Origin of the sequence: Corynebacterium sp. MSK071, assembly GCF_030232125.1 — a bacterium.
GTDB lineage: Bacteria > Actinomycetota > Actinomycetes > Mycobacteriales > Mycobacteriaceae > Corynebacterium > Corynebacterium kefirresidentii.
In genome coordinates this window covers 59,405-76,829 of the sequence record NZ_JASPJA010000005.1, presented here as the reverse complement: position 1 = coordinate 76,829, position 17,425 = coordinate 59,405, and the positions used below count along the sequence as shown (strand labels likewise).

The 17,425-nt window shown below is 59.8% G+C and carries 17 protein-coding genes; 6 read left to right on the top strand and 11 right to left on the bottom strand.

The features are described from left to right. Window positions 1–42: 42 nt before the first annotated feature. From QP990_RS05375 to rho, 8 genes are all read right to left on the bottom strand, one after another. Window positions 43–282, bottom strand: a complete 240-nt coding sequence (locus QP990_RS05375; protein WP_023021753.1) for an ATP synthase F0 subunit C — start codon at window positions 280–282, stop codon at window positions 43–45. Between the two features lie 102 nt (window positions 283–384). Continuing rightward, entirely contained in the window at window positions 385–1,185 is an 801-nt protein-coding gene (gene atpB, locus QP990_RS05370; protein WP_284798649.1) for a F0F1 ATP synthase subunit A, read from the bottom strand. Between the two features lie 455 nt (window positions 1,186–1,640). Beyond that, window positions 1,641–2,066: a hypothetical protein gene (locus QP990_RS05365; protein ID WP_284798648.1), complete on the bottom strand. Its 426-nt coding sequence runs from the start codon at window positions 2,064–2,066 to the stop codon at window positions 1,641–1,643. 16 nt (window positions 2,067–2,082) lie between these two features. Next, entirely contained in the window at window positions 2,083–3,258 is a 1,176-nt protein-coding gene (locus QP990_RS05360) for a glycosyltransferase family 4 protein (RefSeq protein WP_086588743.1), read from the bottom strand. Between the two features lie 12 nt (window positions 3,259–3,270). Then, window positions 3,271–3,939, bottom strand: a complete 669-nt coding sequence (locus QP990_RS05355; protein ID WP_284798646.1) for an L-threonylcarbamoyladenylate synthase — start codon at window positions 3,937–3,939, stop codon at window positions 3,271–3,273. Window positions 3,940–3,970: 31 nt separating this feature from the next. Then, window positions 3,971–4,807: a peptide chain release factor N(5)-glutamine methyltransferase gene (gene prmC, locus QP990_RS05350; RefSeq protein WP_284798644.1), complete on the bottom strand. Its 837-nt coding sequence runs from the start codon at window positions 4,805–4,807 to the stop codon at window positions 3,971–3,973. 6 nt (window positions 4,808–4,813) lie between these two features. Beyond that, a complete protein-coding gene (gene prfA / locus QP990_RS05345; RefSeq protein ID WP_023021759.1) occupies window positions 4,814–5,890 on the bottom strand; it encodes a peptide chain release factor 1 in 1,077 nt (358 codons plus the stop codon). Then, on the bottom strand, window positions 5,883–7,730 hold the full coding sequence (gene rho, locus QP990_RS05340; protein WP_023021760.1) for a transcription termination factor Rho: 1,848 nt from the start codon (window positions 7,728–7,730) through the stop codon (window positions 5,883–5,885). Before rho ends, prfA begins: the two co-directional genes overlap by 8 nt. Before the next feature lie 351 nt (window positions 7,731–8,081). Here rho and QP990_RS05335 point away from each other — a divergent pair, with 351 nt between their 5' ends. The 5 genes from QP990_RS05335 to QP990_RS05315 all read left to right on the top strand — a co-directional run bounded on the left by QP990_RS05335 (window position 8,082) and on the right by QP990_RS05315 (window position 13,322). Further along, the gene (locus QP990_RS05335; RefSeq protein ID WP_023021761.1) at window positions 8,082–9,863 is read left to right on the top strand and encodes a long-chain fatty-acid--CoA ligase; all 1,782 of its coding nucleotides are present in this window, start codon (window positions 8,082–8,084) and stop codon (window positions 9,861–9,863) included. Window positions 9,864–9,929: 66 nt separating this feature from the next. Further along, entirely contained in the window at window positions 9,930–11,042 is a 1,113-nt protein-coding gene (moaA, locus tag QP990_RS05330) for a GTP 3',8-cyclase MoaA (protein WP_284798642.1), read from the top strand. Window positions 11,043–11,052: 10 nt separating this feature from the next. Continuing rightward, complete coding sequence (locus tag QP990_RS05325; RefSeq protein ID WP_284798640.1) at window positions 11,053–12,252, top strand: molybdopterin molybdotransferase MoeA; 1,200 nt, start codon at window positions 11,053–11,055, stop codon at window positions 12,250–12,252. A gap of 9 nt (window positions 12,253–12,261) precedes the next feature. Continuing rightward, a complete protein-coding gene (gene moaC / locus QP990_RS05320; RefSeq protein ID WP_248098924.1) occupies window positions 12,262–12,741 on the top strand; it encodes a cyclic pyranopterin monophosphate synthase MoaC in 480 nt (159 codons plus the stop codon). Then, window positions 12,741–13,322 carry a molybdenum cofactor guanylyltransferase gene (locus QP990_RS05315; protein ID WP_284798638.1) on the top strand — a complete coding sequence of 194 codons (582 nt, stop codon included), beginning with the start codon at window positions 12,741–12,743 and terminating at the stop codon, window positions 13,320–13,322. Before moaC ends, QP990_RS05315 begins: the two co-directional genes overlap by 1 nt. A gap of 146 nt (window positions 13,323–13,468) precedes the next feature. Here QP990_RS05315 and QP990_RS05310 read toward each other — a convergent pair whose 3' ends face one another. Genes QP990_RS05310 through QP990_RS05300 form a run of 3 tightly spaced genes read right to left on the bottom strand, consistent with a single transcriptional unit; the run spans window position 13,469 to window position 17,080 of the window. Beyond that, on the bottom strand, window positions 13,469–14,836 hold the full coding sequence (locus tag QP990_RS05310) for a multicopper oxidase domain-containing protein (RefSeq protein WP_284798637.1): 1,368 nt from the start codon (window positions 14,834–14,836) through the stop codon (window positions 13,469–13,471). Continuing rightward, complete coding sequence (locus QP990_RS05305; RefSeq protein WP_259824367.1) at window positions 14,837–16,015, bottom strand: beta-carotene 15,15'-monooxygenase; 1,179 nt, start codon at window positions 16,013–16,015, stop codon at window positions 14,837–14,839. A gap of 48 nt (window positions 16,016–16,063) precedes the next feature. Next, the gene (locus QP990_RS05300) at window positions 16,064–17,080 is read right to left on the bottom strand and encodes a hypothetical protein (protein ID WP_284798634.1); all 1,017 of its coding nucleotides are present in this window, start codon (window positions 17,078–17,080) and stop codon (window positions 16,064–16,066) included. A 66-nt stretch (window positions 17,081–17,146) separates the two neighbouring features. Between QP990_RS05300 and QP990_RS05295 the strand changes: the two genes are divergently transcribed. Further along, on the top strand, window positions 17,147–17,407 hold the full coding sequence (locus QP990_RS05295) for a DUF2249 domain-containing protein (protein WP_284798633.1): 261 nt from the start codon (window positions 17,147–17,149) through the stop codon (window positions 17,405–17,407). Window positions 17,408–17,425 lie beyond the last annotated feature (18 nt).

Genomic DNA, 17,425 nt, shown 5'->3' with positions numbered 1-17,425 from the left:
TGGTCTCCCGTCTTAAAAGATTCGGTGTGAAAACTCGAGCTCTTAGAACAGGAAGCCGGCAACGAGGCCGATAAGTGCCAAGGCCTCAGTAAAGGCGATACCCAGGAACATGGTGGTACGCAGCTGGCCAGCCATTTCTGGCTGACGGGCCATAGCTTCAACGGTCTTGCCGGCAACGATACCGATACCGATGCCTGGACCGATAGCCGCCAGGCCATAACCAATGGTGCCCAGTCCTTCAAACTTCGAAGCGGCATCCGCTGCCAGAATGATTTCGTTCATGGTGAAAGTCGTTCCCTTTCGTAGAATTTCAGTCTGTCTCAAGACTGAATGTCGATGGTTTAAATTAGGTGGTTTACTCGGTCGCGCTCGTCGACCTCGTCCTTAGTGCGAATCAGCGTGCAAGGACAGCTCAATGTACACCGCCGTCAAAAGAGCGAAGATGTACGCCTGTAGGAAGATAACCAGAATCTCGAACAGGCTCATAGCCAAGCCCAGAATAATGGTTAATCCAGACAGTGCGGTCCAACCATTCAGCTGCCAGAAGAAGAAGTTCGTAGCAGAGAAGAGAAGAACCAGAATGATGTGTCCAGCAAGGAAGTTCGCCATGAGACGAATAGCAAGGGTAACCGGCCGCAAGATGAACGTAGAGAAAAACTCAATCGGTACCACCAAAAGATGCAATAGCGGTGGCAAGTTCGGAATCACTACCGAGGAGCGAATGAACTTACCAAGGCCATACCTCTTGGCACCCGCGTAAATCATCACAATGTACGAAACCGCGGCCAAGACAATTGGCATACCAATACGTCCGTTCGGCGAGACATTAAGCCCCGGAATAACGGTCGCAACGTTCATGAATAGAACCGCGAAGAAGATGCTAGCGATAATTGGCAGAAATCGCTTTCCCTCCTTCTTACCCAAAATGTCCTCAGCGATATGAATACGGACAAAGTCGACCGCATTCTCGCCCACATTCTGAATGCCAGAAGGAACCAACTTAGGGTTCTTAAAGGCGGCCCAGAAAAGGATCACCACAACTAGCGTCATCAAGATTCGAATCAGCATCAGGCGATCAAGCGCGAACCATCCGCCGGCGAAGTCACCGAAAAAAAGATGGTCGGCATCAATTTGCCCCGGGAAGAATTCTTCACCTAGATCGGGCGTGTGGAAGTGCCCTTTCATAGCCAATGTTGTAACGCTCAGCGTTCTCTCCCGTGTTCGGGCCACACAGCTTGTAAAAGCTTTTGTGGTGCGATGGACGTCTCAAACTTTCTGTCCTGTTCACGGACTCCGTCGCACATCAGCATGAACAAGACAGGGATTTACCAATACCGGAAGAGAGCACGTGCCTACTTCCACGGTAACCCGAAGTGAATCGTATCAGCTGGATCCTGAGTTTTTGCACGTGGGGGCCCCATAGAAGCTACTCTTCAATTCCAAAGTAAGTAATTAAGCTATAAACCTGCGATTTGCTGGCCAAACTCATAAGCGTGGAATTCATCACACCACATCTCACCCGCCCCTCGTCGGGGGTATAAATCTCTCATAACCGCAAGTAACAGATGAAATAGAGCTGCTCGGTATCCCCCATGATGCTGAGCTGCCCCAAGCTTTTGGCAGCATTCTTTGAACGCCGATTAAGCCACGTACGTCACTTTAGAAGTAACTATCCCCCAGACTTCGGTTCCGAGGGTTACAACAAGAGCTGCAACTACGCTAAGAAACAAGGCCCACGTGTCATAGAAATCCATTTCCCTAATTACTGCCAAAACCCCCAAGAGCAAAACTAGCTTAAGCAGCCACCCACCGAGCACCACTGCAATTGTTGTCGAGGGGTTTGACTTGGCTGTAAATAGGACTGAAAGAGCCGTACACAATACGAATCCTCCGCCTAGGGCTGCACCAATTAAGACGCCCCAAATTCCGGGAAGGCCTTTCAATCCCCCCCAAATGGCAAGTGATACCAGCATAATGACAAGCAACGCTTTGACACCTAGCTGCACGGCGCGTTTGAGGGGCAGACGCGGATCATCAAAATCAGAGTTTACTTTAGGATCATTCACGGAGACCGAGCCTACCTCACGAGGGCTCGGTTTCCGCCACCACGACGGTCTCTCGGGCAGCAGGGCCAATCTTTCCTTGCCGCAAGGGCACGAGAGTAGCTGCAAACGCGAGAAGCAGGGCCACAATAGTCACGCCAATGGCCACCGGCGCGGGAACGATGGAAAAGGACACCGCACCAAATGCCACTGCGGAAACCCACAAGTAGAGCACTAGCACGGTACGCCTATGAGTATGCCCAAGCTTGAGGAGGCGGTGATGAATGTGCGCCTTATCCGCAGAAAACGGTGAACGGCCGTGCGATAGGCGGCGAATAACAGCCCAGACAAGGTCGAGGACTGGAATAAATACCGCCGCGGCGACCACGATAATGGGTGACATTAACGCGACAATATCCACCGTGCCATACAGAGACATGTTGATCTTGCCGGACGCAGAAGTTGAGGCCGCAGCGAGCAAGAGGCCGATAAGCATGGAGCCGGAGTCGCCCATAAAAATGCGGGAAGGTTCGAAGTTATGGGGTAAGAAGCCGGCGCACATTCCCACCAGTGCGGCACTAATAATGGCTGGCGGATAGGCCGATACCGCACCGCCCTGGTCATGGAGGACGGTCAAGGAAAAGACTAAAATTGCCCCTCCTGCAATCATTCCAAGGCCTGCTGCCAGGCCATCAAGCCCGTCTACAAAGTTGATGGCATTGATAAGCAAGACGGTAAAGAATGCGGTGAGCAGGGTGCTTTGCAATTGGTCCAGCACAACGGTGGTGCCGCCGCCAAACGGAATGAAAAGTAGTGTCCAGGTAAGGCCCAACCCACTCATGAGCGTGGCAGCGAAAAGCTGGCCAAAAAGCTTCACGACGGCACTGAGTTCTACTAGGTCATCGACCACGCCAACAAGCACCAGCGCCAAGGCCGCCCATAGCACCGCATTCATTTCCGGAGTGACGGGCATAAAGCCGCGAGTCAAGGCTGGAAGCTGGGCTGCGAGGAATATTGCCGCCGCAAAGCCGGTAAACATGGCCACGCCGCCCATACGGGGTGTGGGCTGCGTGTGGGCGTCGCGCAGGCGAATTTCCGCCACCCGGCCGGTGCGCACTAAAAAGGAGCGCACCACACCGGTGGTCAGATACGTAAACGCTGCTGCGACGAGGATGACAAGGGCCAACTCGCGCAGCGGGACACCACTGCCGCTCACGCGAATACCTCCTTAAGCCTGGGGACGAGTGCGCAGGGCTTGGGCATCGAGGCCGATAACCTTGCCGATTTCCTCGGCCGAGAGCGCGCCTTCACGGAGTAGATACGGGCGCTCACCGGAGAGATCGATGATGGTGGAAGGCTTACCGACGGCCGTCTCTCCCCCATCCAAGTAAACCGTTACGGCTTTACCCAGCTGTTGTTTAGCCATAAGCGCGGTGGTTGGTGGCTGGTGGCCAGAAATATTGGCGGAAGACACAGCCATCGGACCAACCTCGCGCAAAAGCTCAATTGCAATGGGGTGCAGCGGCATGCGCAGCATTACCGTGCCGCGGGTATCACCGAGGTTCCACGGCAAGGATGGCGCCTGAGGAACAACGATAGACAGGCCACCCGGCCAAAAGGCCTCGACCAAATCACGCGCAGTATCGGTATAGGAAGCCACGAGACCGCGAACGGTATCCCAGGAACCAACCAAAACCGGTACCGGCATATCCGGACCGCGCTGCTTGGTAGCCAAGAGATTGGCTACGGCATCATTATCAAAGGCATCGCAGCCAAGGCCATACAGCGTATCGGTGGGCATGACCACGAGGCGACCGGATTGTGCAGCCTTGACCGCAATGTTCAGGCCCTCTTCGCGCTCGGCCTCATCGGCACAGTTAAAAATCTTTCCTTGCATAGTCTTTCCCCTTCTTGCCCTAAGTGGTGTCTTAGTCTACCGCGCGCACCGCAGTGACAAAGCGGGGCGTTCCCGTCATGTCCTGCAGCGCCGAAATTCTTTCAAAGCCGCCGTAGCGGGCCATTGCGGCTTGTACGGCTTCGCTCGTGGAGTCATCGTGCTCGATGGCCACCTTGCCGTCCGGGCGCAAAAGGCGGGCGAACGTCGGGATGAGGCCGGTGATGACGCCCATCCCATCCTCACCGGCAAAGACCGCGTCGTGTGGATCATGGTAGACCTCCGGATCGAGGTCCGGCGTCTCCGGTACATACGGCGGGTTGGTCACGATAAGGTCCACGGTCCCGTTCCACTCCGCCAAGGTAGTGGCATCCGTAGCATCGGCCTGAATAACCTCTACCCCGCTGCCGCGGGTATTGGCAGTGGTGTAGGCCAAGGCGGCGTCGGCAAGCTCAACTGCCCGCACCTGCGCCTCAGGTAAGTAGTGGTGCAGATATAGTGCCAATGCCCCTGTGCCAGTGCACAAGTCCACCAGCCGCGGGCCGTCCGCATTGCGCACCGCCCAGTCCGCCAACACCTCGGTTTCCGGCCGCGGGATAAATACGCCAGGGCCCACCTTGAGCTCCAGCGGACCGAACCAGGCGCTGCCTAGCACGTACTGTAGGGGCTCGCGGGACTCGCGGCGACGTAGCAGCGCATCATAGGCCATATCGAAACCGGGCATAGGAGCTTGGTCCAGCGGGATATCCATGTGGCCGCAATGAATAAGGTGCGTGGCAATGATGCGCGCATCCCACTCGGGGCTTGGTACCCCGGCAGCACGAAGGCGCTGCACCCCACGGCGCAGCGCCTGTCCATACGTGTTATCCACGCCCGTTTAGCCCTCAGCCTCGAGGCGCTCGGCACGCTCCTGGTCCTGCAGGGCCTTAATAAGGTCATGCATATCGCCGTTCAAAACAGAGTCCAGGTTATTAGCCTTGTAGCCAATGCGGTGATCCGTGATGCGGTTCTCCGGCCAGTTATAGGTGCGGATGCGCTCCGAACGGTCCATGGTGCGCACCTGGGAGGCGCGCTGCTCGCCGGCCTCAGCCTCGCGAGCTTCACGCTCCATCTGGTCCAAGCGGGCCTGCAAGACCTGCAGTGCACGCGCCTTGTTCTGAATCTGGGAACGTTCCTTCTGACAGGTAACGATAAGCCCAGTTGGCAGGTGGGTAATGCGCACCGCGGAGTCGGTGGTATTCACGCCCTGGCCGCCCTTACCCGAAGAACGGTAAACGTCGACGCGAATATCCTTGTCATCAATATTGACGGACTCCACCTCTTCTGGCTCTGGGTACACCAGCACACCCGCGGCAGAGGTCTGAATACGGCCCTGGGACTCGGTGACCGGGACACGTTGCACGCGGTGCACACCGCCCTCGAACTTGAAGACGGACCACGCACCATCGCGCGAGGGGGACTTGGAGCGGAAGGAAATGGTCATATCCTTCACACCTCCCAGATCCGACTCGTTGAGGCCCAGGACCTCCCAGTTAAAGCCGGTCTTATCCGCGTAGCGCTCGTACATCCGGGCCAAGTCACCGGCGAAGAGGGCCGCCTCCTCGCCTCCCGCGCCGGCCTTGATTTCCATAATGATGTCCTCGGAGTCCTGCTCATCGCGCGGCGCGAGCAGATCAGCGAGCTTTTCTTCCAAGCTCTCCACGGACTTTTCGAGGCGGTCCGCTTCTTCTTGGAAGTCATGGTCCTCGTAGGCCATCTCCTTGGCGTCCGCGAGATCCTCGCGGGCCTGGGTTAATTCATCATTAACCATGATGATGGGGCGCAGTTCCGCATAGCGCTTGGAGAGCTTGCGGAATTGCTTCTGGTCGCCGGCCACCTCCGGATCGCCCATCTGCATCTCAATGCCCTGGTATTCGGACACAATGTCATCAACGAGGGAAACCTGATTAGACATAATCTTCTTCATCCTTATCCGCAGCCATCGGGGCCGAGGAGGCCACCTGCATCAAGAACTCGCCATTGGAGCGGGTCTTCTTTAGCTGCTTAATGAGCAGGTCAATGGCCTGGTGGGAATCCAGGGCAGAAAGGATGCGACGCAGCTTGGTCATGATGCGCGCCTCCTCTGGTACGAGCAGCAATTCATCCTTACGGGTGCCGGACGGGTTAACGTCCACGGCCGGGAATACACGGCGCTCGGAAATGCCACGGTCCAATTTCAGCTCGGCATTTCCGGTGCCCTTGAATTCCTCGAAGATGACGGTATCGCCGGTAGAACCGGTCTCCACCATGGCGGTGGCGATGATTGTCAGCGAGCCGCCCTCTTCGATATTGCGGGCGGCGCCGAGGAAGCGCTTTGGCGGGTAGAGCGCGTTGGAGTCCACACCGCCAGAGAGGATGCGGCCGGATGCCGGGGAGGAATTATTGTAGGCGCGGCCCAGGCGGGTAATGGAGTCGAGCAAAACAACGACGTCCTTGCCCTGCTCCACAAGGCGCTTGGCACGCTCGATAGCCAGCTCGGCTACGGAGGTGTGCTCTGATGGCGGGCGATCAAAGGTGGAAGCAATAACCTCACCGTTGACGGAACGCTGCATATCCGTAACTTCCTCAGGGCGCTCATCTACGAGGACAACCATGAGGTAGCACTCCGGGTTATTGGTAGAAATCGCATTGGCGATATTCTGCAAAATCGTCGTCTTACCGGCCTTTGGCGGGGAGACGATAAGCGCGCGCTGGCCCTTACCAATGGGCATGATGAGGTCAATCACGCGGGTGGTGAGGATCTTCGGGTCCGTTTCCAAACGCAGGCGCTTATTCGGATACAGCGGGGTCAGCTTATTAAAGTGTGGACGCTGCTTTGCGTTTTCCGGATCGATGCCATTGACGGTATCGACCTGAACCAGCTGGTTGTACTTGCGGCGGTTACGACCGTTGCCATGCGTATGCGTCGGGCCGGAGACCTTAACCTGGCCGGTAATGGCGTCGCCGGAGCGCAGGCCCAGGCGGCGGACAATGCCGTTGTTGACAAAGACGTCGGAAGCCGCGGCGCGGTAACCGGTGGTGCGCAGGAAGGCGACGTTATTGTCTACCACGTCCAAAATGCCACCGACGGCCTGCAGCTCATCGCCCTCGCGGACCTGCAAATCGTTGCCGCCGTTATTGTCATTATTGTTTCCGCGGCCACGGCGGTTGCGGCGATTGCGGCGCCCACGACGGTTGCCGCGCTCGTGATTATTGTTGTCATCGTGGCGATTGCCGCGCTGCTTATTATCGCCGCGGTCATTCTTATCGCCCTGATTATCGGAGCCATCCTGGGAGTTATTCTCGCGGTTGTCTTTATTGCCGCCCTGCTCCTCGTTGTGGCTGCGTTCCTCGCGCTCTTGACGTTCCTGCCGCTCCTGGCGTTCTTGCCGGCGGGCGCGGTTGCGGCGAGCGCGGCGTGCCTGAGAACGCGACTCATAGCGCTGCTCGTCGCCAGAGTTCTGCTGGCGGTTATCCTGCTTCTCGCCGGATTCTTCCTGCTTTTCCGCCTTCTGCGGCGCATCGTCCTGCGCCTGCGCGCGTGGCTTTTCTGGTTTATCAGATTTCTCTGCCTTTTCCGCCTTTTCTACCCGAGCGGCCTTTTCCACCTTGGCCTTGGCCTTTGGCGGAACTTGACCAGTCTTGATGGCGGTGATGAGATCCCCCTTGCGCAGGGCAGAGACACCACGTAGGCCGCGCTCTGCGGCCATTTTGCGCAATTCCGGCAGCTTCAGGGATGCAAGATCCTGTGCTGCGGTGTTGTCCGTTTCGCTCACGGATATCCTTTCGTTGCTTGACCAGGTCCGATGATGCGGGAGCCGCCGTAGCCTAGGCTCACGGCGTTGCACTGGAAGCCAATGTGTATTTTTCTAGGACTTCTCGCCCTCGTGCCAAGGCGCATGCGCGTCCTGCCGGGCAATAAGTATGAGGCCTCTTCCATGTTCTCAAGGAGAATTCGCACAGCGGGTGCACGAACCGGAAGAAATCAAGAAACGACTGCGGGCAAAACTTCTCTGGGCCCGAATCCATAGGAAAGGGGAGCTAAAAATTCCGGTTTCCTACCAGTCGCGAACAAGTATAACGCATAGACCGCAACGCCCGCACCATGACACCGCTACAGTAGAGGCATGCTTTCCACGATGATGGATATCCCCCTCTCCCTGACCCGCATTTTGGAATACGGCGCCTCGGTGCACGGCAGCACCACGGTGACAACCTGGCACGGTGAGGGCACCGGCTCTGAATTTGATCCGGCCGAAGAAGTTACCTTCCGCGATATCGCCGCTCGCGCAGCCGCCTTCGCCCACGCTATTCATGATGATTTGGGTATTACCGGCGATGAGCGGGTGGGCAGTTTTATGTGGAACTGCGCCGAACACCTCGAGGTCATGTTTGGCACTGCTTGCAAGGGCGCGATTTTTGCGCCGCTGAATAAGCAGCTGATGAATGACCAGATTCGCCATATTATTAATCACGCGGAAATATCTGCCATCGTGTGCGATCCCCGGCTGGCGCAGCAACTAGGCAAGGTGCTTGTGGGTACCGACTCCGTGAAAAGCGTCATCATTACCGGCGCACAGCCTGCGCAGCAGTTTGCCCATCTCTTCCCCCGTGGGATTGAAGTGTATTCCTATGAAGCTTTAATTGATGGCCGCTCCACCGTCTATGACTGGCCGGAACTAGATGAGCGCACGGCCGCGGCACTGTGCTATTCCACAGGCACCACGGGTGCCCCCAAGGGCGTACTGTATTCGCACCGTTCGCTGTATCTGGAGGCCATGCAGCTGCGCTCCTCGGACTCGCTGTGCATCACCCACGGCGAGACTTTCCTGTGCTGCATCCCCATCTGTCACGTGCTGAGCTGGGGCGTTCCCTTTACCTGCTTCATGACGGGCACCCCGCTCGTGCTTCCCGACGCCGACGTATCCGCCCCCACCCTTGCCAAGGCCATTGCCGCTACTTCTCCGCGCGTGGCCCACGGCGTTCCCACCATCTGGATCCAACTCTTTGTGCACTACATGCACCACCCGCCGGAGCGCATGACCCTCACGGAGATCTATGCCGGCGGCTCCCCTGTTCCCCCAACTCTTATCAAGATGTGGGAGGAACGCTACGGTGTCGACGTTGTTCACGTGTGGGGCATGGTAGAAACCTCCACCGTCGGCAGCGTCGCCCGCCCTCCTCAGGGCGCTTCGGGCGATACCCGGTGGGCCTACCGCATTTCTCAAGGTCGCATCCCCGCCTCGCTGGAATACCGCGTGGTCAATGACGGCCAAGTTGTGGCCCGAACCGACCGCAACGCGGGCGAGCTGCAGGTACGCGGCAACCTGGTCACCGGTTCTTACTACCACTCGCCTACCGCTGAGCCGGGCGAAATCGCCTCCGAATTTCGCGGCAAGCAGGTCGAGGCTGCAGAGGGCAAGTTCACCGCGGATGGCTGGCTGCGCACTGGCGATGTCGGCTCGGTCACCAAGGACGGCTTCCTTACCGTAGAGGACCGCGCCCGAGACGTCATCCGCTCCGGCGGCGAGTGGATCTATTCCGTCCAGCTCGAAAACCTCATCATGTCTGACCCACTCGTCGTCGAAGCCGCCGTTATCGGCTATCCCGATAAGCAATGGGTCGAGCGCCCACTGGCCGTTACCGTCTTGGCAGAAGGTGCTTCTCCCACCATCGAAACCGCAGAGCGCCTGCGCGCCAGCATGCGCAAGGAGCTGCCGAGTTGGATGCTGCCGGAGTACTGGACCTTTGTAAAGTCCATCGATAAAACTTCCGTGGGCAAATTCGATAAGAAGGATTTGCGTACCCACCTGGCAGAAGGCGAGTACAACATCATCCGGCTCAAGGGTCCAGGCGAATCGCAGCGCCTCGCTGCCACCGAAGCCACCGATTTAAGCCGGGAAAACTAGGAATAATATCCTTCTCTAAGCCGTTGCAGCTTGGTGTACCTCATCCCCTCTCTTAGACTGGCACCGATGACCTCTTCCACGCAGCGACCCGTAGTTTCCCTGCCCCTGCCCACCGTGGTCCGGGCGCAGTCGCCAGCGGATCTGCCCGCCCCGGCTGCTGATGGCACGCGCGCACTGCTGGATCGCTATGGCCGCCAAGCCCGCGACCTGCGCGTCTCCCTCACGGATCGCTGCAACTTGCGCTGCACCTATTGCATGCCGGCCGAAGGCTTAGAGTGGATGCCCACAGAGAAGACCTTGAGCGATGAGGAAACCATCCGACTGATTCGAATTGGCGTCGGCAAGCTGGGCATCCGCCAAGTGCGTTTTACCGGCGGCGAACCCTTGCTGCGTAAGTCGCTGGAAAAGATTATTGCCGCCACTAAAGAGCTGCGCACCGACCAGGGGAGATCCCCGTCCACCGCGCTAACCACCAACGGGCTTGGCCTAGAAAAGCGCGCCGGCGCCCTCGCCGCAGCCGGACTCGATCGCATCAATATCTCGCTCGATACCATCGACCGCGAGCGCTACGCCGCGCTCACCCGCCGCGACCGCCTTGATCACGTGCTCCAGGCCATCGCCGCTGCGGATGCCGCAGGCCTCCACCCCATCAAAATCAACGCCGTGGTCATGCCCGGGGTCAACGAAGAAGACATCGTCCCGCTAGCGGACTATGCCGTCCGCCACGGTGCTCAGCTGCGCTTCATCGAACAGATGCCGCTTGGGCCCCGCGAGCAATGGCGCCGCGAGGACATGGTAACGGCCGAAGATATCCTTGGCCGCCTGCGCACCCACTTCTCCATGGAGCCCGCCCACGAACCGCGGGGATCTGCCCCCGCCGCCCTGTGGGAGGCCACTGCTCCGGATGGAACGCGCGGAACACTGGGCATCATTGCCTCGGTCACCCACCCCTTCTGCGGCGACTGCGATCGTACGCGGCTGACTACCGACGGCGTCGTGCGCAACTGCCTCTTTGGCAATTCCGAAACCCCGCTGCGGGAACTATTGCGCTCTGGGGCCAGCGATGAGGAGATCATGGAGGCCTGGGCTGAGGAAATGTGGAGCAAAAAGCCTGGCCATGGCATCGATGACGAAGGCTTTCTGCAACCGGACCGTCCGATGTCTGCCATCGGCGGCTAACCTTATTTTTATGTCCACGCCCCGCAGCATCTCCGCGCACCTCGATGCCGTCCTCACCCTGGCATCCCCCCTGCCGGCCGAGTCAGCCGCCGTCGATGCCTCCCTCATCGGCCGCGTCCTCGCCGCCGATGCCACCGCGCGCTTTCCCGTGCCGCCCCACGCCAACTCGGCGATGGATGGCTTCCTCGTCCACGCCGCGGATCTTCCCTCCCCCGGCCCATGGACCCTCCCCGTCGCCGGCGATGTACCAGCCGGTGCCGCCCCTACCGAGGTCCCCGCGGGACACGCGGTGCGCATCATGACCGGCGCACCGGTAGCTGATACCGCAGGAATGCTTGTCGTGCCCGTGGAAAATACCACCACCCCGGCCGGCCCCGTAGCGCTTCCAGACGAGGTGACCATCACCGATGCTCCCACCAAGTCACATATCCGCGCCGCCGGGGAGGATATCCAGTCCGGCGCGCCAGTGGCCACAGCAGGCACGCTTGTCGACGCCGCCGTAATCGCCGCTCTCACCTCCGCTGGCGTTTATTCCGTCTCGGTCCACCGCCGCCCGCGCATAGCGATCATTTCTTCTGGCGAAGAACTCGTCTCTTCCCCAACAGAACTCGCTCCCGGCCAGCTGCCGGATTCCAACGGCCCCATGCTCGCCGCGCTCGCGGGCGCACACACGCGCCTCCATGTTGGCGATTCCCCCGCAGACTTGGCCTCTGCACTGGATGAGCTTGCCTCCTCCCACGACCTCATCATCACCTCCGGTGGCGTGTCAGCCGGCGCCTTCGATGTGGTCCACACTGTGCTGGGGCGCACGGATTCCGCGTGGTTCGGGCACGTCGACCAGCGCCCGGGCGCCCCACAGGGCTACTCCAATTGGAAAGGCACCCCGGTACTATGCTTGCCTGGCAACCCCGTGGCTGCCTTCGTGGATTTCCAGCTTTATGCTCGTCCCCTCATCGCCGCACTTTCCGGGCACCCTGCGCCACGGGAGCGGGTCAACCTGCGCGCCCGTGTAGACTCGCCTCTTCCTGCCTCCCGCGGCCGGCCGACCATTGTCCCCGTGACCGTAGACTTTCGGCCGGAGCCCGCCATTACTTCGCACCTGCCCCACGGCAGCCATCGCGTTGTATCGCTCGCCGGTACCAATGGCTTTTGTCTCATCTACTCCGAACCGCCCGCCGTGGGCGAGGACATCACCGTTTATCTGTATTAAGGAGCAGCCATGAAATTTACCCACCTTGACTCTGACGGCGCCGCCTACATGGTCGATGTCACCGAGAAGCAACCGACCGTGCGCTCCGCCACGGCCGAGGGCGAAGTCGCTTGCTCTCCCGAGGTCATGACCGCTTTGCGCGACGGCACGGTGCCCAAGGGCGATGTCCTAGCTGTAGCCCGCATCGCCGGCATTTCCGCTGCCAAGAAGGTCCCCGAGCTGCTTCCACTAGCGCATACCATCGGCGTGCACGGCTGCGCTGTGGAGCTCACGCTTGCCGACGACCACGTATTCATCTCCGCCACCGTCCGCACCGCCGACCGCACTGGCGTGGAGATGGAAGCGCTTACGGCCGTGAATGTTTCCGCGCTCGCCATCATCGACATGGTCAAGGGCGTGGACCGCTCCGCCTATATCCGCCGTTGCGGCATCGTGGCGAAATCCGGCGGCCGCTCCGGAGACTGGTCCCGCACCCTGCCGGAGGCCTAATGCTCGGCGCGATAATCCTCGCCGGTGGCCACGGCCGACGCATGGGTGGCACAGATAAAGCCTCTCTTTCCGCCCACGGAACACGTTTTATAGACCGCCTGCTCGCCCAGCTCCCCTACGGCACCCCGGCCGTGGCCGTCTCACCGCATTATCTCGGCCTACCCCAGGTGTGCGAGTCCCCGCTCTACGGTGGTCCCGTCGCTGGCATCGCGGCCGGCGCACAAGCGTTATCCCACTGCACCGAACTTGCCCTCTTCGCCGTGGATGCCCCCGATTCGCCGCTACTGCTTCCCCGTCTGCGCTCGACCCTCGCCTCCTCCACAGCCGATGCCGTACTCACCCGCGCCGCCGACGGCTACCTCCAGCCGCTGTGTTCCCTCTGGCACGCCCCCGCGCTCCACACTCAGCTCGAATCCCTTCCTACGGCTAGGAACGTCTCCGTCCGCCGCCTCATCCGCGGTGTGAATTTTGTCGAGGTCCCTGGCACCGGCGCCGAACGCGACTACGACACACACGCGGAATTGCGCGAGCTCCCCCTGCTCCGCTTCCCGGACCCTGCCCTCCCCCTTCGCGCTCACTAGCAGCCGCGGGTAGCACGAAATCACCGTCCCGGTGAGCGCGAAGGGGAAGCTGCAGAACTACCCCGCTCTTCGCGATCACCGTGAAGCCGCGGATTTATGAAACTTGTTTCATGGTGAGCGCGAAGGGTGTATCGAGCGAGGCTGGCCTACTCCGTGACGATGAACTTGCCGTGCTGCCCCTTCTCGGCGTTAGTCATGATGTGATTGACAAAGGAATAAGTACCGGGCTCGTTGAAGGTCATCTCGACGAATCCGCCTTGCGCCGGGAGGAGGTCCAGGGCTTGCGAGCCGGTCGAGTCCTCATTCTTGATGAGGTAAGCGCCTTCTTTGTAGGCGGTATCGAATTGTTCGCCCACAACGTGGAAGCTCAGCGGCTGGTCGGGGCCTAGATTAGTCAGCCACAGGCGAACGGTATCGCCCACCTTGGCCTTGATGGGTTCTGCGTCGTACTGGCCGGGATAATAGTTAAAGGCCATGAGGTCGAAGCGGCCGTCGGCTACGCGCTGGGCATCGGCACCAGTGTTTTCCTCACCGAGGAACACGTCGGTCGCCATGAAGTTGTATTCCGCGTCCACGGGCTTCAGGTTCGGCGGATCGATGATGACGTTGCCGGCCATGCCATTAGCGATGTGGAGGGACATGGGCATCGTAGAGCAGTGATACATCCAAATGCCGGAGCGATGCGCGGTGAATTTATAGGTCAATTCCTCACCCGGTTGGATGGATTTCATGGTCTCATCAGGGTTGACCTCGCCGGCGTGGAAGTCGATGGAGTGGGCCATGGAGCCCTCGTTTTTGATGGTGATTTCGAATTTATCGCCCACTTTTCCGCGCAGGGTCGGGCCTGGGGCTTGGCCGTTGAAGAGCCAACGCATTTGCTTGATGCCGGGGGCGACCTCTACGACTTTTTCGGTCATCGTCCAGGTCTCTTTGTGGGTCTTCGTTTCGGCGGCAGGTTGCACAGAGGCGTCGAAGGCAGAAAAGCCATCGCGCTGGGTGCCGAGTTCGGCGGCGGTGGGCACGTCTACGTGGGGGTTGCTTGCAGAAGCCACCGTGTGATCATGCCCTGCGGCGGCGCCATCTCCGACGTTGACCTTAAAAGTCATGCCCTGCATCTTGTGGCCGGCGATGGTGCAATAGCCTTCCTCGGAGGAGTCGATGACTCCGGCATCAAGTTGGACGGTCTCGCCGGGATCGACGCGGCCGGTTTCGGCATCACCTATCTTCAGGTCATGGACTTGGTCACCCGAGTTGGTGAAGTTGACCACCAGATGGGTTCCAGGGTCGATATCGATAGACGAGGGCGTAAAGGCCATGCCATCCACACCAACGTCAATGGTCTGCGTTTCACCAGAGGCTACAGGCGTAGCGGACTGAGAGCTCTTGCCAGTGGAATTGACCACCGCGAGTGCGATAACTGCCGCTAACGCGATACCGATGAGTAGCCACGAAGCCCAAGATGAGTCCTTGGAGGCGGGCTTGTCCGCGGGTTGCGAGGAAGAAACGCTCAGCATTTAGTTCTCCAGTCTTTTCTGTAAGTAGAGGGCGCGGCCGACGGCGAAGATATTGGCGGCAATCCCTATCCCCATCATGATAAGCCCGGCCGCAGTAGCGTCGAGCAAGCTAAGTAGTCCGCCTACGTTGATAAGCAGCAGGCGGGCGTAACCGGTGCGCTCGGCGGTATTGGGGCGCGCCCCGGTGAGTATGGGCAGCAGGTGGTGTAGGACACCGGTCACCAGCTGCAAGAGGCCAGCACCGAGGAAGGCGGGAAGCACAACCAAGGTGATGGTGCGCGGGTAGGCTCCGACGGCTGCGGAGATGGCATCACCGGCGCACAACGCCAGCATCCACAGCAGGCCGGCGATGACGGCAACGGTGGCGGTGGTCAGCCGTGGTGAGCGCCCCATGACGGTAGCGAGTACCGGCTGGATGATGAGCAGGGCTGCCAAGACCACGAGCAGCTGGGCCACGCCTGCAGCTCGGGTGAGGCCTACCGCGTATAGTGCCATCGCACATCCCAGCCCCACGCAATGCACGATGAGCGCACGGGTACATCTTGCACGGGCGGTGGAGGAAATCGCAGTGGCAGACAACGTGGGAAGCAGCGTGACCACCGTGCCGATGACGGTCAGCCAGGCAAATCCCCAGACCATACCGCGCGAGTGCGCGCCGATGAGGAGGGAGTACTCGCCTACCCTGTTGCCGCTGAGGATGACGAGTACTACGGAGACAATCATGAACACGCTAGCGGCGATATAAAAGGGCACGGTCACGGCAAAAGAACCAGACAATGAGCCGCGTAGGCGCCGCGCGACGAACCACAGATGCCAGGCGAGGGCGGCGATGATGAGGGTTGAGGCGACGTCGGCAAGCGGGCCCCAGTCATACCCCGCCCTATCGATGAGCAACAAGATAAGCCCGATCTGGACTAGTGCCACGCGACTGCCGACGCCCCGGTAGTCCCCACCCGCAGTCCTAGTCAAGGCCTCGGTGAAGTGGGTGGAAAAGACGATGATCGCCGTGGTCAGCGCGCCAATTGTGAAGGGGTGGATGATATCCCACCACACCACGGGTGCGCCCAAGGAGCTAGCGATGAGCAGGCCGAGGCCGACAAGGATCCACCCGGCGATAATGGCAGCGCTAAGGGTATGCCAACGGCCGCGTGCGGCCAGGGAAATGTCATGAATGCGCACGTCGCGCCTCCTTGCTGGTCAAGGTAATGCCGCAGGCAAGAAAGCCTATTACCGCAATAATGGTAACCACCCCGCCGCTTTGGAGCGCTGTGGTGTGCTGGGCACAATCTGCAAGGACTCGCAGCGCAAGGCCACCATGCAAGAGCCCCACAGGTACGTAGAGCACTTTGTGGTATGGCAGGCGGCGGCGAATAACAGAGGTGAAGAGATGGGCGCGTGCGCGAAAATCATGGACATGACAAAGCCCAGGAAAATGGTGTGCACCGAGGCATCATAGACAAAGCCGGTGGCCTCGCCATAGATCAGCCACAAGTACCCGCCGAACGCGAGCCAGGCGTAGCCGGCCAGCATGCATGCCGCCGAAAAGCGCGGCAATCCTTGTGAGCGCACCAAGTTCTTGGCCACATCCACCCGCGCGGTCGCCACGGCGATGGCGATCAACATCAGCCCCATAGCGCGATAGCCCACCGCCGGGGAAAGCATATAGATAACGCTTACTGCCGCCAGCCCCAGCACTAAGAGGGTGAGCTGATTTTCGGCGCGCGTTCCGGCCATGGTTATGCGCGCTAATTCCATGCGCTCGCCGATGATGGTGGCCACGGCATAAAGTGCGCACAGCGGCATCGCTGTAGCAAACCCCGGCCCCATGGCCCAGAGGGCAGCGGCGGCTACTCCCCCAATGACGCCGACTGCCTGCACCAGAATCGCGAGGCTAGCCTGACGGCGGTAGATAGTGGCATAGATGCAGCCAAGGACAAGGAAGCCGGCGGCAAAGAACATGGCTGCGACCCCACGCGGTAGGCCGGCGAGAATGCTGAGCACGCCAGCGACGTGGCATACAGGCCCCACCCAGGCCCACGTGGTGCGCACGGCGACGGCGCGTTCGAGGCCTATGGCTCCGCCTACGAAACCAAAGATCATTAGCGGCCCGTGGTCGGCGGCAAAGGATGCTCCCGGGGTGGCGTTCAAACCCAGGAGGGAGGCGCCCGCACCCAGCCCAACCAGCAGGGATAGACCCGCACAGGCAAGAATGACAAGGCGAAGCGCCACGCTATTATTTTGCACGAGTTTTATCGTACTAATATTGGGGTCAGAGCGAAACTCGCACCCCAGTAGAAAGGACTACTTGCCATGCAGCTGCCCATTTCCGACGCCAATAAGCCGCATTCCATCCCCACCCTCAACGCCTCCGAAATTCCGCACGCCGTTCGCCACGGTGCCATCCATGGCGCGCTGGGCACCCTTAATGTAGGCGAATCAATGATTCTTATCGCCCCACACAACCCCGTCCCACTGCTCAAAGAGGTCGAGTCCCGCGAGGAGAACTTCGAGCTTGACTACCTCCAGGAGGAAGAAAACGACTTCCACATCAAGTTCACCCGCGTGAGCTAAACCTTTGTTCGGTGGAGG

Bases quoted from the DNA above. Each gene is read 5' to 3' on its own strand.
- QP990_RS05335 (WP_023021761.1), top strand. From the start codon at position 8,082: ATGCTTTCCACGATGATGGATATCCCCCTCTCCCTGACCCGCATTTTG.
- QP990_RS05355 (WP_284798646.1), bottom strand. From the start codon at position 3,939: ATGCAAGGAAAGATTTTTAACTGTGCCGATGAGGCCGAGCGCGAAGAG.
- QP990_RS05315 (WP_284798638.1), top strand. From the start codon at position 12,741: ATGCTCGGCGCGATAATCCTCGCCGGTGGCCACGGCCGACGCATGGGT.
- moaA (WP_284798642.1), top strand. From the start codon at position 9,930: ATGACCTCTTCCACGCAGCGACCCGTAGTTTCCCTGCCCCTGCCCACC.
- QP990_RS05310 (WP_284798637.1), bottom strand. From the start codon at position 14,836: ATGCTGAGCGTTTCTTCCTCGCAACCCGCGGACAAGCCCGCCTCCAAG.
- moaC (WP_248098924.1), top strand. From the start codon at position 12,262: ATGAAATTTACCCACCTTGACTCTGACGGCGCCGCCTACATGGTCGAT.
- prfA (WP_023021759.1), bottom strand. From the start codon at position 5,890: ATGTCTAATCAGGTTTCCCTCGTTGATGACATTGTGTCCGAATACCAG.
- atpB (WP_284798649.1), bottom strand. From the start codon at position 1,185: ATGAAAGGGCACTTCCACACGCCCGATCTAGGTGAAGAATTCTTCCCG.
- QP990_RS05325 (WP_284798640.1), top strand. From the start codon at position 11,053: ATGTCCACGCCCCGCAGCATCTCCGCGCACCTCGATGCCGTCCTCACC.
- QP990_RS05295 (WP_284798633.1), top strand. From the start codon at position 17,147: ATGCAGCTGCCCATTTCCGACGCCAATAAGCCGCATTCCATCCCCACC.
- QP990_RS05375 (WP_023021753.1), bottom strand. From the start codon at position 282: ATGAACGAAATCATTCTGGCAGCGGATGCCGCTTCGAAGTTTGAAGGA.